This window comes from Planomonospora sp. ID91781, from assembly GCF_015711595.1.
GTDB classification, from domain to species: Bacteria; Actinomycetota; Actinomycetes; order Streptosporangiales; family Streptosporangiaceae; genus Planomonospora; species Planomonospora parontospora.
Window position 1 is genome coordinate 3,039,558 of sequence record NZ_JABTEY010000001.1, and the last position, 12,828, is coordinate 3,052,385.

Below are 12,828 nucleotides of genomic sequence, written 5' to 3' on the forward strand. Positions count from 1 at the left end.
AAGTGGCTTGCAAGTGGGCCACAAGTCCCCCCGGAGGGGCCATCGGCCCTCCGGGGGGACGGTATCCCCGGTTCCGCCGGGATCCCGGTTCCCTCGGGGGCGGTGTGCCGCCCCTCACCGGTGTCCCGGCCCCACCGGGTCCCGGCCTCATCGGCGCCCCGCCTCCGCCGGGTTCCCGGCTCCACCGGTGAAGCGGCGGAGCCGGCGGGACTCAGGCCCCGACGCCCGTGGCCGGCGCGGACGCGGCGGCGGTGGAGGCGGCGGGGTAGTAGGAGATCCACTCGTCACGGCTCATCCGGAGCATCCTGACGCCGAGGGCGCCCAGCGCGGCCACCGGGATGCCCCAGAGCACGACGGTCGCCGGGCCGTACCCGACGAACATCGAGCCGCCGTAGCCGACCGCGAGGACGAGCGGGATCCACCAGTGGGCGAAGCCGGCCCGCCAGACGCCGACGGCCAGGACCGGCATGCCGAAGATGGCGAAGAAGATCCACGGCATCTGGAAGCCGAAAATGACGCCGGGCAGGTTCACCATCTCGTCCATGATGCGGGTGGCCTCCTCGGGGCTGTGGTGCCGGCCGAGCCACCACTCCACCGGATCGGCCATCAGCAGGCCCGAGGTGTTGACGTAGCCGAGGATGACGAGCGGGCCGGCGATGTGCCCGAACACCGCCGCGCGGCGGCGCATCACGTGCAGCAGGCCGAGGGCGGCCAGCGCCATCAGCAGGTACGCCCAGTGGTAGAGCACCGACTGGACCTGGGCGAGGACGGGGTCGGCGCCGAAGCTGACCGCCTCGCGCTCGTCGCCCCAGGTCCCGGGGTCGAGGATGACGGCGATCGCCTGGAGGAGCGGGGCGACGATCAGCAGCACGCCGGAGGCGACGCGCCTGAAGTCTGCGGAGTCCTTGAACACGGGGTTTCCCTGCCTGTGCGGAGTCACGGTGCGCAGGCGCCGGGGTGGACGCGGGTGCGGATCCCGCCGCCTCCGGTCGGATCCCGTACGGAAGCCGCCTGCGTGGAACTGTCGCCAGGAAGGTATTCCGCCGCCCGCCGCGGGGGCGTCCGCCGCGGGGCTGATCCGGCGTCCCCCTGCCGGGGTAAGGGCCCGTCCCCCGGGATCCCCCCGGAGCGGGCCGGCGTCACTCCGCTGCCGCCTGTGCCCGGCCGGGGCTTCGGCGCCTGGACGGTGTCTCAGAATATGGACGGCACTTCCGGCATCCGGGCGGGACTCCGGAGTCCGGCCGGTGCTCCGAGGATCACCGAAGATGAAGGTTTCCTTACCCGCGCCGGGGGCCTGAGCTGGTGCTCCGTGCTGGACGATGGTTCCCCGGCCCCTTCCTGCCGTCCACCGCCCGGGGATCCGGAAGTCCTGCCGGCGGGCAGGGCGCGCGCATCTTCCAGGGTCGGTAAACGGCGTGTTACGGGCATCTCATAAGGTCTAGACCAAAGCTGTGAGATCCGACAATCAGGAAGACAAGTGATGTTGCACGAGAAACTGGCATCCATCTACGACAGCGTCCTGCGCCGGAACCCGGGGGAGACCGAGTTCCACCAGGCCGTCCGGGAAGTGCTGGAGAGCATCGGGCCGGTCCTCGGGAAGCATCCCGAATACGCCGAGTCGAAGATCATCGAGCGGATCTGCGAGCCCGAGCGGCAGATCATCTTCCGGGTGCCGTGGGAGGACGACCAGGGCGAGGTGCACATCAACCGGGGCTTCCGGGTCGAGTTCAACAGCGCGCTGGGCCCGTACAAGGGCGGTCTGCGCTTCCACCCCTCGGTCTACCTCGGCATCGTGAAGTTCCTCGGCTTCGAGCAGATCTTCAAGAACAGCCTCACCGGCCTGCCCATCGGCGGCGGCAAGGGCGGCTCGGACTTCGACCCCAAGGGCCGGTCCCAGCGCGAGATCATGCGCTTCTGCCAGAGCTTCATGACCGAGCTCTACCGCCACATCGGCGAGTACACCGACGTCCCCGCCGGTGACATCGGCGTCGGCGGCCGCGAGGTCGGCTACCTGTTCGGCCAGTACAAGCGCATCACCAACCGCTACGAGTCCGGCGTGATCACCGGCAAGGGCCTCAGCTACGGCGGCGCCCAGGTGCGCACCGAGGCCACCGGGTACGGCTGCGCGTTCTTCGTCGAGGAGATGCTCAAGGCCCGCGGCACGTCCTTCGACGGCAAGCGCGTCGTGGTCTCCGGCTCCGGCAACGTCGCGATCTACACGACCGAGAAGGTCCAGCAGCTCGGCGGCACCGTCGTCGCCTGCTCCGACTCCTCCGGCTACGTCGTCGACGAGAAGGGCATCGACCTCGACCTGCTCAAGCAGGTCAAGGAGGTCGAGCGGCTGCGCGTGGACGTCTACGCCAAGCGCCGCGGCGGCGACGCCAGGTTCGTGGCGGGCCGGAGCATCTGGGAGGTGCCGTGCGAGGTGGCGATGCCGTCCGCCACCCAGAACGAGCTCACCGGCCGCGACGCCGAGACGCTGGTGCGCAACGGCTGCGTCGCGGTCGGCGAGGGCGCCAACATGCCCACCATGCCGGAGGGCATCCGGGTCTTCCGGGAGGCCGGCGTGGCCTTCGGCCTGGGCAAGGCCGCCAACGCGGGCGGCGTGGCCACCAGCGCGCTGGAGATGCAGCAGAACGCCAGCCGCGACTCGTGGAGCTTCGAGTTCTCCGAGCGCCGCCTCCAGGAGATCATGCGCGACATCCACGCCCGCTGCCTGAAGACCGCCGACGAGTACGGCATGCCGGGCGACTACGTGGCCGGCGCCAACATCGACGGCTTCAAGCGGGTCGCCGACGCCATGCTCTCCCTCGGCCTGATCTGACCTCCTCCGGTCCGCCGGGCGCGGGAACCCGGCCCGGCGGCAGAAGGCACGGTGGTGCGGTCCGGCCCCGCGACCCGGTCCGGCGGACGGCGGCGGCGCGTCAGTCGCCGACGGCGCGGCGGAGTCCGCTGAGGGAGGCGGCCAGTAGCCGCGTGCGGCCGGTGGACTCGGCGTAGTCGGCCAGCACCGCGCACAGGCACACCGCGAGCACGCGCGCCGCCAGCTCGCGCCCGGCGTTGACGGGCCGCCCGTAGGCCGAGAGCAGGGCCGTACGGGCGTCCCCGTCGAAACCGGCGTAGGCGAGCGAGAGGTCGACCGCCGGGTCGGCCCGGCACAGGTCGCCCCAGTCGATGACGCCGGTCGCCCGCCCGTCCGGGCCGACCAGCAGGTGCCGCAGGTGCAGGTCGCCGTGGGAGACGACCGCGGGGCCGGGCGGCGGGCCCGCCTTCTCGCCGTCGGCGAGGAGCCGGTCGACGGCCGGATCCGGGGTCCACGCGCCGCGCCGCACCAGCCGGCCCAGCCGCTCCCGGGCCATCGCCGCCCGGACGCCCGGGTCGGCCCGGCGCATCGGGTCGACGGGCAGGCCGCCGCCCGCCTCGGCGGCCAGTTCCGGATCGTGCAGGGCGTGCAGGAACGCGCCGAGACCGGCGGCGGCCCGCATCCGCCCGTCGGCGGAGAGCTCCGCCTCGGCCAGTTCCTCGCCGGGGATCAGCTCCGCGCCCCAGAACGGCCACGGGTAGGCCTCGGACGGCCGCCCGACCCGGACCGGCACCGGCAGGGCCAGCGGCAGCCGTTCCGCCAGGACCGGCAGCGTCGCGATCTCCCGCTCGACGCCGGGCAGCGCGACGGCCCGGCGCGGGAACCGGAACGCCCAGCGCTCGCCGACGAGGTGGACGGTGTTGTCCCACCCGGTGGCCAGCAACCGGACCGGCGCCCCGCGCAGGTCCGGGAACTGCCCGCCGACCAGCGCCGCCGCGTCGTCCTCCCGGACGTCCTGCTCGGCCGCCCACTCCGGCGCCGGACCGCCGCCCGTGCCGGGGACGCCGCCTGCCGTGCCGGAGAGGGTGCCCGCCGTACCGGAGGCGGCTCCCGGAGCGTCGTTCGTCACAGCCGCCACGCTATCGCGATTCCCGATCATTCGGCGGAAGCGGAGACCGGATGCCCCGTCTCCCTCTGCGCGAATCATGTTTCCCGCGTGCGGAATGCGTCCGGCCGGACTCCGGGGTAATCCGCTCGTGAATCGTCCAGTTCCTGCCGGATCCGTTCGCCGGTTCGTCGTCCGGAAGGTCGAAGCGGCCTTTCTTGGCCTCGGTGAGAAAGGCCCGCCAGGCGTCGAATCCGAAGAGGACGCCCCGCTGCCCGGGATCGCAGATTCGGACACCGCCGGGGACGATGGACACGATCACCCGCACGGCCGCACCGGAAGGCCGGGGCGGGCGCCGAGGACGCACCACACGGTACGGCCCGCATCCGCGTGGTGGCGCACGCCCCAGCGCCCGGCGGACAGCTCGCGGACGATCACCAGCCCCCGGCCCCGCTCCCGGTCGACCGGTACGGCATCGCGCACCCGGGGCTCCGAAGGTCCGCCGCCGGGGTCGGTGACCTCGACGTGGAGCAGGCCGCCCGTACGGGTGAGCGTCAGCAGGACGAGGCCGTGCGGGGCCGTCGGGGCCAGGTCGCACGGCCGGCGGCGACCGGCGTGCAGGGCCGCGTTGGCGACCAGTTCGGAGGCCGCCAGCCGTACGTCCTCGTAGTGCGGGTGGTCCGCGCCGAGCCATTCCCTTATCCGGGCCCTGGCCTGTGACGCGGATTCGAGGTCGAGTTTCAGATACGCCTCCCCGAGGAATTCTGATTCGACGTCCCGGGGTACCGCCGCTGGATTCATATTCACCTGCCGTCGTTTTCCGGATCGCTCCTCCGAGCGTCGCATCCGGTGGCTACAGTCGGTGGCGGAACGGCCGCGTCAGCCGTTCATCGGTTTTTGTGAAACCCCCGTTGAAGCCCTGGGAGGCTCCCGATGCCGAGGCCCCGCCCGCTCGATCCGAGCACCTCGCCGATCGCCCTGTTCGGCTACGAGCTGCGCAGGCACCGGCAGGAGGCGGGGCTCTCGCAGGCGAAGCTGGCGAGCCGGGCGGGATACGCCCTGGGCACGATCTCCATGGCGGAGACCGGGCGGCGGCCCCCGACGGAGGACTTCGCCCGGCGCTGCGACGAGGTGCTGGGCGCGGACGGTGCGCTGATCCGCATCAAGGAGATGATCGACAACCTGGCCTCCCGGCTCCCCGCCTGGTTCCGGCCGTGGGTGGAGATCGAGCAGGCCGCCGAGAGCCTTCACACCTGGCAGCCGCTCATCATGCCGGGGCTGCTCCAGACGGCGGACTACGCGCGGGCGATCTTCTCCGGGGGGCCTCGGTCCTCGGCGGAGAACGTCGAGAAGAACGTGGCCGCCCGGCTGGAACGACAGGACATCTTGGAGCGGGAGAACCCGCCGCTGCTCTCGGCCGTCCTCGATGAGGGAGTGCTGGGACGCCTCGTCGGTACCGGTCGGGTCATGGCAGGACAGCTCGATCATCTGCTTGCGATGGCGCAGCGGCCTTGCGTGACCATTCAGGTCCTCCCGCTGAGCGCGGGCGTCACGGCGGGCTTTCTGGGCGGATTCTTCATTGCGCAGAGCCGAGGGCTCGCCAATAGTGTGTATGTCGAGTCGGCCGGCCAGGGCCAGGTCTCCGATCGGCCCGATGACGTGGCGGACATCATGATCAGATATGAGGCGGTCAGGGCAGAGGCTCTTCCCCAGCGGGCGTCGCTGGAGCTGATCGAGAAGATGAGGGACCGATGGATCGAGAGCTGAACGAGGCCGTCTGGGTGAAGTCGCCGTTCTCGGGTGACAACGGCGGTGAGTGCGTGGAGATCGCCAAACTCTCCGGCGGCCGGGTCGGCGTCCGTGACAGCAAGGACCCCTCCGGCCCGGCGCTGGTGTTCACGCCGGGGGAGTGGGCCGCCTTCACCCGCTGGCTCCGCACCGACGATACGGTCTGATCCGGTCGGGATGGGCTCTCACGGAGAGACTCACTCACCGATTTGATCAAGCGAGCCGATGACGGTGCCGACGTCGTCGGGACCGACCTCCTCACCGAGGATCCGCCGGAACTCGTCTTCACCGAGGATCTCGCGCTGCCGACCGGGCCAGTGCGGGTCGATCCCGATCTCGGGTGACCGGAGTTCGGCTCGGAGCGGTCCAGGCCCGCCGCGCGCAGCCGGTCGGCGAGCCAGCGGGCCCAGTCGGCGTCCTGCGGGGCGTAGGAGACGAACGCGTCGGCCGCCGACGGCCCGGCGTCGCTCACGACGCCCGCCGTACGGCCTCGGCGATCTCGTCCACCCGCTCGTCGAAGACCTTATCGGTCATGTCCCGCAGGTCGCTGTAGAAGCGGATTCTCACGAACTCCGGGATTTCGTCATTATCGATGTCCGAGACGAGGACCGGAATGAGAAGCCGCCCGTCGTACATGCTCTTCTGGAGGAGGACGTAGTACTCGTTCATCACCGGGCCGCTCGCCATCGAGTCCGGGCTCATCACGAGCAGGCCGTGTGCCGAGTCGCGGATCGTCTGTTCGATCTCGTGGAGGATGATCGACCCCGGCCGGACGACCACCTCGTCGTAGGCCACCCGCAGGCCGCGCGCCTCCAGTCGTCCGGCGAGGTCGGTGACCAGTTCCTTGTCGGCGTGGGAGTAGGAGACGAAGACGTCGTGGTCCGTGCTCACCGGGACGGCGCCTCCGGAGGGAGTCGGTTTCGACGGAGGGAGGGGCGGTTTCCTCGGGGTCCTCCGGACGACGGCCAGCCGGGCGTAGTGAGCGCTCACGACGGCGACGAGAAGGCCGACGGTGGCGACGGCCAACTCCGCGATGTCCATGGTGATCAGATTACGTCCTGAACCGTTTCCATGGCTTTCTGTGACAGGAAATGATGAACTTTCCGGTACGCGCGGGAGGCTGGATGACTGCAGCAATCAATGACATTTACGATGTCTTCATCGTGCATGCCCGAAATGACCTGGAATGGGCTAAGCGGCTGCAGGCACGGCTGGAGACGGACGGATTCCGGGCGGCGCTGGAGGACCATCTCCCCGGCGACATCATCGTGCGCAGGATCGAAGAACTGATCCGCGCCTCGAAGCACTGCCTCTTCGTGCACAGCCGCGCGATCGAGGGCGATCCGGCGAGCGGCGACAAGTACGCGGCGCTGCTCACCCGGCGCAGGTTCGTCCCGGTCCTGCTCGACGACGTGGAACTGGGCCCCTTCGCGGCGTCGCGCCACCCACTGGACTTCCGGGGCGAGGACCAGGACACGCCGTACGGTGAGCTGCTCCGCCTGCTGCGCGGGGAAGGCCCCGGCGCGGAGCCGCTCGCCCCCCACCGGACGCACCGGCTCGAAGGCCCGCGGGAGGTGCTGCTCCGCATCGGCCGGGACGCCGTCGTCCTCGAACCGGACGGCCCGGCCCGGGGGACGGGGCGGTACGGCGAGGGCACCGGTGCCGGGGTGCGCCACCGGCCGGGGCCGCTCAGCCCCACGCTGGAGGAGCGGCTCTGGCGGCTCGGCCGTGCCCGGGAGCGGCGGGGGGAACTGCTCACCAAGGACGGCGCCGCGACCGGACGGCGGGGCGCGGAGCTGGAGGCCCGGCTCCGGGAGGTCGGGACGGCCCTGGGAGAGATCTTCCTCGACGGCGCCGCCGGACGCGCGCTCACCCGGGCGCTGGCGGAGGCGGCGGCGGAGAACCGCGCGCTCCGGCTCGGCCTCCAGGTGGACGACGAGCTCGCCGGGCTGCCGTGGGAGACGCTGGTCCTGCCCGGGCGGTCGCAGCCGCTGGCGCTCCACCCGCACGTGGAGCCGTTCCGGCATCTCCCGGCGGCCGGGCGGCCGACCGCGATGGACATCCGGGCCCCGCTGCGCATCCTGGCCGCGGTCGCGGCGCCCGGAACCCCGCCCGGCCCGGGAACGGCGCCCGACAGCCCGCTGCTCGACCTGGAGGCGGAGCTGCGGGTCATCCTCGACTCGGTCGAGGAGGCCCGGCGGCACGCGGCGGCCCACGTGCGGATCCTCAACGAGGGCACGCTCCAGTCGATCGAGGACGCCCTGAAGGAGGAGCGCTTCCACGTCCTGCACATCTCCTGCCACGCCGGACCGGACGCGCTGGTGCTGGAGGACGGGCAGGGCGGGCCCGACCGGGTGACGGCCGCCCGCCTGGCCGCGGCGATCCCCCGGGACCGCGGGGTGCCGCTGGTCGTGCTCTCCGACTGCTCCACCGCCCTGGACGACTCGGACGGGGAGGGCGGGGAGGGCGGGGCCCGCGCCGGGCTGGCGCGGGGGCTGTCGGCGGCCGGGGTCCCGGCGGTGCTGGCGATGACCGCGCCGGTCACCGACCGGTACGCGACCCTGCTCAGCGGCACCCTCTACCGGGAGCTGGCCGTACGGCCCCGACCCGACGTGCTGACCGCGCTCTCGGAGGCCCGCCGGGACGTGGAGGAACGGCGCCGCCGGGCGGACGACCGGGAGGCGGAGCTGGTGGAGTGGGCCACTCCGGCGCTCTTCCTGCGCGGGCCGTCGCTCCCGCTCTACGACGTCGCCGCCGGAGTGGACCCGCACGTCAGACCGGCGAAGGCCGTCTCCCTCGACCCCGGAGTGACGGTCAGGGCCGTCGGTGACTTCGTCGGCCGCCGCGCCGAGCTGCGCGCCCTGCGCGCCGGGTTCCGCAGGCGGCCCGGCGTGCTGCTGCACGGCATCGGCGGGGTCGGCAAGAGCAGCCTGGCCGCCGAGATCCTCGGCCGCCTCGGTCCCGAGGCCGGGCTCGTGGTCTCGGCCGTCGGCCGCACCGGTCCCGACCAGATCCTGGCCGCCGTGGCCGACCGGCTCCTGGCCGCCACGCTCCGGGCCGGCGCGGAGGGCGAGGACCTCCGCCGGACGGCCCTGGCCCTGCGGGAGCCGCGGTATCCCTGGCCCCTGCGGCTGGACGCGCTGGCCGAGGCGCTCGCCGACGTGCCCCCGGCCCTGGCGCGGAGGATCGGCCTCCCTCCGGTGACGCTGCTGCTGGACGACTTCGAGGACAACCTCGACCGCGAAGCGGACCTCTCCTTCGTCGACCAGGACCTGCCGGGGTTCCTCGCGGCCTGGCTCCGGACGGGACGGCTCCTCGTCACCAGCCGCCACCCCTTCACCCTGCCCGGCGGCGCGGACGACCTGCTCCACGTCCACCACCTGGGACCGCTCTCCCTGGCCGAGGCCCGCAAGCTGATGTGGCGCCTGCCCGGCCTGGACGCGCTCCCGCCCGCGGACCAGCGGCGCGCCTGGCTCGGCGTCGGCGGCCACCCCCGGACGCTGGAGTACCTGGACGCGCTGCTCCGCGGCGGCAGGGCCCGGTTCTCCGACATCACCCGCCGCATGGAGCGGTTGATCCGCAGGCGCGGGGACGTCCAGGACCCGGAGTCGTGGCTCCGCACGGCGGGCTCGGCCGGGCTGGACGCGGCGCTGGCCGAGGCGGTGACCCTGGCGGTCGACGACACGCTCCTGCTGGAACTGCTCGATCTGGCGGACGACTTCGCCCGGGATCTCCTGGCCGGGGTGTCGGTGTACCGGCTCCCGGTGGACCGCACCGGCGTCGTCCGGCAGGTCGGCCTCCCGCTCTCGCCGGGGGACCGGGGGTGGCCGGAGCGTCCCGCGGCGACCGGACCGACCGGGGTGGACGCCGCGATCGGGACGCTGACCCGGCTCGGGCTGCTGGCCCCCGGCCGGGGGGACGACGGGAACCCGGTGTTCTCGGTGCACCGGTGGACGGCCGCGACGCTGGCCCGCCCGCAGGTGAGCGCCCCGGAGCGGATCACCGCCGCGCACGCCGCCGCGGCGCGCTGGTGGCTCCGGCGGGCGAGGGCGGAGCAGGGGGACGCCCGGCGGGCGGTGGCGGAGATGATGGAGGCGCGCTTCCACTTCCACGCCGCCGGTGATCTGGACCGGGCGCTGGGGGCGACGGACTGGGTGTGCGGGCGGCTGCACACCTGGGGGGCGCGGAGCTGGGAGGGCCGGCTCCATCGGGAGGCGCTGGCGTGGACGGGGGAGGGCAGCCGGGACCGGGCCGCGGTCCTCCAGCGGATCGGCGTCGTCGTGCAGGCGGAGGGGGAGCACGACCGGGCGCTGGAGTACTACCGGCGGTCACTGGAGATCTACGAGGGACTCGGCGACCGTGCCGGGACGGCCGTCGTCTACCAGCAGCTCGGCGTCGTCGCCGAGGAGCAGGGGAGGTACGACGACGCCCTGCGGTGGTGCCGGGAGGCCCTGACGATCTACGGCGAGCTCGGAGACCGCGGGGCGACGGCCAGGATCCGCCACAACCTCGCCGTCATCGCCCACCGGCAGGGGAGGTACGACGACGCCCTGCGGTGGTGCCGGGAGGCCCTGGACCTGAAGAAGGAGCTCGGCGACCGTCCCGGCACGGCCAGCGGCCACCTCCTGCTCGGCACCATCGCCGCGGAGCAGGGGAGGTACGACGACGCCCTGCGGTGGTACCGGGAGGCGCTGGACGTCCATGAGGAGTCCGGCGACCGCCCCGGCATGGCGGGCGTCCGCCACAACCTCGGCGCGGTCGCCCACCGGCAGAAGCAGTACGGCGACGCCCTGCGGTGGTACCGGGAGGCGCTCCGCCTCAACGAGGAGATCGGCCATCGCGCCGGCGCGGCCGTGAACCACCGCCATCTCGCCGTGCTGTACACCGAGACCGGGAGGCGGGCCGAAGCCGTCGCCTACGGCGTCCGGAGTCTGCTCGCCTGCGGCGGGCTCCCGTTGCCGGAGGCCCGGGAGGCCCTGGACTGGCTCCGCGTGCAGCGGAGGCTCTTCGGCGAGGAGGAGTTCCGGAGGCTCCTCGCCGGATGCGGTGACGCCGAGACCCTCCGGCGGATCGTCCAGGCCCTCGACCGCGACGGGGAGTGAGCCGTCAGAGCACCTCGGCGAACTCCCTCGGCAGCTGGGAGAGCACGTCGTCGAGCTCTCCGGGGGCGGTGGCCAGGCGCAGCGCGGAGAAGACCGAGTGCACGTCCTCCCTGACCTCTGAGACGTCCGCGCCCGAGCGCTCGCTGACCCGCCGGACGAATTCGTCGAGCCCGAAGTCGTCGGGGGTCTCGCGGTCCGAGAGCAGCAGGTCCTGCATCGACTCGGGCAGCTGGGACGCCAGGTCGTCGGCCTCCTCGGGGGTCAGGCGTTCGGCCAGTGTCTCCAGCGTGGCCTGGGTCAGGATCTCCGCCTGGTCCTGGGTGAGTCCTGACTCGTTGCACACCACTCTGATGAATTCGCCCTCGTTCATGGCGTTTCCTCCCCTCCTGTCTGGTTCGGAGGCGTGCCCGGTCCCCGCGGCGCCAAACGATCCTTGACCAAGCCGTGAACCGGCCGCCGCCCATCCGGCGTCCGGCCGTGTCCGGCCCTCCTGTCCCGGCGTCCGGGCTCTGCGCGCCCGACCCCCGTGCCCCGGCGCCCGGCGCTACGGGACGGCGGGCAGGAAGGGGCTCGGGTCGCCGGTGTAGGAGACGTACAGGCGGTCGCGGGCCCGGGTGCAGGCGACGAAGAGCAGGCTGCGCTCCCGCTGCAGGTCCAGCGCGCGGGTGACCGGGTCCTCGTCCTCGGCGGTCAGCACGGACGGGTGCGGGACCAGCCCGGCCGAGGCGCCGACGACCGCGACGCAGCGGAACTCCAGGCCCTTGGCCTTGTGCATCAGGCCGACCTGCACGGTGTCTCGCTCGTCGCCGCCGCCCAGGAACGCCGTGGGCACGCCCGCGGCGGTCAGCGTCTCCCGCGCCGTCCTGGCCATGCCGAAGAACCGGGTGATCACGGCGATCGCGGAGGGCTCCACGCCGGAGTCCAGCCAGACGCGGACCTGGCCGGCCAGCGCGGCCATCTCGGTGGCGGCGTCGGCGGCCCGCAGCACCGCCGGCCGGTCGCCCCGGACGGGGGAGCGATAGCCCTCCAGGTCGTCGTCGGCCCCGTCCAGGCCCGCCGCGGACGCGCCGCCCAGGATCGGCACGGCCCAGTCGAGGATCTCCTGCGTGGTCCGGTAGCTGATCCGCACCCGGTGGCTGCGCCCCCGCACCTCGATGCCCAGCGACGACAGCGAGACCCGGTGGTCGTGGATCCGCTGGTGCGGGTCGCCGGTCAGGAACAGGTCGTCGGGACCGGGCGCCACCGCCGCGCGCAGCAGCCGCCACTGCGCCGGGTGCAGGTCCTGCGCCTCGTCGACCACCACGTGCCGGTACGGCGGCGCCGCCCGTTCCCGCAGCAGCCGGGCGGCCTCGTCGGCCAGCTGCAGGTAGGTCCAGCGCCCCGCCGCCCGGAGCCGGCCGGTCTCCTCGGCGATCACCCGCCAGACGGCCGCCCGGCGGCCGCGGGGCAGCCGGGTCCCCCGGCCGGGACGCGCGCAGGCGAGGTACGCCTCCTCGTCGCGGATGTCCTGCGCCAGGACGACCTGCTCCCACTCGCGCAGCAGGAAGCCTCCGCCGTACGGCAGGCCGGAGCGCCGCGCGGCCGCGTCCCAGGCCCGTTCGAGGTCGGGCCGGGAGACCGTCTGCGGGTAGAGGCCGAGCGCGCTCCGGACGGTGCGCATGGCCAGCCGGTCGATCCCGGAGACCTCGACGCGCCGGTAGGCCCGCTCGTCGCCGACGAGCAGGGCGAGCTGGCGGTCGAGCGCCTCGGCGAGGTTGCGGGCGTAGGTGGTCAGCAGCACCGTCCCGCCGGGACCGTGCGCGGCGAGCCGGTGCGCGAGGTGGGCGGCCCGGTGCAGGGCGATGGTCGTCTTGCCGGTCCCGGGACCGCCCGAGACCTGGGCCGGGCCGGAGTACGACCCGCGGTAGGCGATCCGGTGCTGCTCGGGGTGGAGGAAGGTCCGCCAGACCACGAACGGGCGGGAGCGTGCGTCACCCAGCTCGTCCGGTCCGGCCGCGGCGGAGGTGCTCACGCGCGGATGCACTCCTCCG

11 protein-coding genes are annotated in these 12,828 nt (G+C 73.3%); 5 read left to right on the top strand and 6 right to left on the bottom strand.

Annotated features, from left to right (window positions below; translation table 11 throughout):
* Positions 1–211 precede the first annotated feature (211 nt).
* Positions 212–913, bottom strand: coding sequence for a hypothetical protein (locus HS048_RS13830; RefSeq protein WP_196467158.1), 702 nt, complete (start codon positions 911–913; stop codon positions 212–214).
* Positions 914–1,480: 567 nt separating this feature from the next.
* Here HS048_RS13830 and gdhA point away from each other — a divergent pair.
* On the top strand, positions 1,481–2,824 hold the full coding sequence (gene gdhA, locus HS048_RS13835; RefSeq protein ID WP_068894353.1) for an NADP-specific glutamate dehydrogenase: 1,344 nt from the start codon (positions 1,481–1,483) through the stop codon (positions 2,822–2,824).
* Between the two features lie 100 nt (positions 2,825–2,924).
* Here gdhA and HS048_RS13840 read toward each other — a convergent pair whose 3' ends face one another.
* Together HS048_RS13840 and HS048_RS13845 are read right to left on the bottom strand one after the other, a co-directional pair.
* Positions 2,925–3,932 carry a phosphotransferase gene (locus tag HS048_RS13840; RefSeq protein ID WP_307832464.1) on the bottom strand — a complete coding sequence of 336 codons (1,008 nt, stop codon included), beginning with the start codon at positions 3,930–3,932 and terminating at the stop codon, positions 2,925–2,927.
* A gap of 294 nt (positions 3,933–4,226) precedes the next feature.
* Positions 4,227–4,709 (bottom strand): ATP-binding protein, encoded by a 483-nt coding sequence (locus tag HS048_RS13845; protein WP_196467160.1) that lies wholly within the window; start codon positions 4,707–4,709, stop codon positions 4,227–4,229.
* Positions 4,710–4,841: 132 nt separating this feature from the next.
* On the opposite strand from HS048_RS13845, the gene HS048_RS13850 reads away from it, so the two are divergent.
* From HS048_RS13850 to HS048_RS38160, 3 genes are read left to right on the top strand one after another with little or no spacing between them, the layout of a single operon-like run.
* On the top strand, positions 4,842–5,675 hold the full coding sequence (locus HS048_RS13850; protein WP_196467161.1) for a helix-turn-helix transcriptional regulator: 834 nt from the start codon (positions 4,842–4,844) through the stop codon (positions 5,673–5,675).
* Positions 5,660–5,863, top strand: coding sequence for a DUF397 domain-containing protein (locus HS048_RS13855; RefSeq protein WP_196467162.1), 204 nt, complete (start codon positions 5,660–5,662; stop codon positions 5,861–5,863). The genes HS048_RS13850 and HS048_RS13855 overlap by 16 nt, the downstream gene beginning before the upstream one ends.
* Positions 5,864–5,905: 42 nt before the next feature.
* A complete protein-coding gene (locus HS048_RS38160; protein WP_255529575.1) occupies positions 5,906–6,040 on the top strand; it encodes a hypothetical protein in 135 nt (44 codons plus the stop codon).
* A gap of 124 nt (positions 6,041–6,164) precedes the next feature.
* Here HS048_RS38160 and HS048_RS13860 read toward each other — a convergent pair whose 3' ends face one another.
* Positions 6,165–6,737 (bottom strand): toll/interleukin-1 receptor domain-containing protein, encoded by a 573-nt coding sequence (locus HS048_RS13860; protein ID WP_196467163.1) that lies wholly within the window; start codon positions 6,735–6,737, stop codon positions 6,165–6,167.
* Positions 6,738–6,859: 122 nt separating this feature from the next.
* Between HS048_RS13860 and HS048_RS13865 the strand changes: the two genes are divergently transcribed.
* The gene (locus HS048_RS13865; RefSeq protein WP_196467164.1) at positions 6,860–10,798 is read left to right on the top strand and encodes a tetratricopeptide repeat protein; all 3,939 of its coding nucleotides are present in this window, start codon (positions 6,860–6,862) and stop codon (positions 10,796–10,798) included.
* A gap of 4 nt (positions 10,799–10,802) precedes the next feature.
* Here the strand turns inward: HS048_RS13865 and HS048_RS13870 are convergent, their stop codons facing one another.
* Together HS048_RS13870 and HS048_RS13875 are read right to left on the bottom strand one after the other, a co-directional pair.
* Positions 10,803–11,168, bottom strand: a complete 366-nt coding sequence (locus tag HS048_RS13870; protein WP_068894347.1) for a DUF2267 domain-containing protein — start codon at positions 11,166–11,168, stop codon at positions 10,803–10,805.
* 174 nt (positions 11,169–11,342) lie between these two features.
* Positions 11,343–12,809, bottom strand: a complete 1,467-nt coding sequence (locus tag HS048_RS13875; protein WP_196467165.1) for a UvrD-helicase domain-containing protein — start codon at positions 12,807–12,809, stop codon at positions 11,343–11,345.
* Positions 12,810–12,828 lie beyond the last annotated feature (19 nt).

Coding starts and splice junctions, on each gene's coding strand:
- gdhA (WP_068894353.1), top strand. CDS start 1,481: ATGTTGCACGAGAAACTGGCATCCATCTACGACAGCGTCCTGCGCCGG.
- HS048_RS13845 (WP_196467160.1), bottom strand. CDS start 4,709: ATGAATCCAGCGGCGGTACCCCGGGACGTCGAATCAGAATTCCTCGGG.
- HS048_RS13860 (WP_196467163.1), bottom strand. CDS start 6,737: ATGGACATCGCGGAGTTGGCCGTCGCCACCGTCGGCCTTCTCGTCGCC.
- HS048_RS13870 (WP_068894347.1), bottom strand. CDS start 11,168: ATGAACGAGGGCGAATTCATCAGAGTGGTGTGCAACGAGTCAGGACTC.
- HS048_RS13855 (WP_196467162.1), top strand. CDS start 5,660: ATGGATCGAGAGCTGAACGAGGCCGTCTGGGTGAAGTCGCCGTTCTCG.
- HS048_RS13850 (WP_196467161.1), top strand. CDS start 4,842: ATGCCGAGGCCCCGCCCGCTCGATCCGAGCACCTCGCCGATCGCCCTG.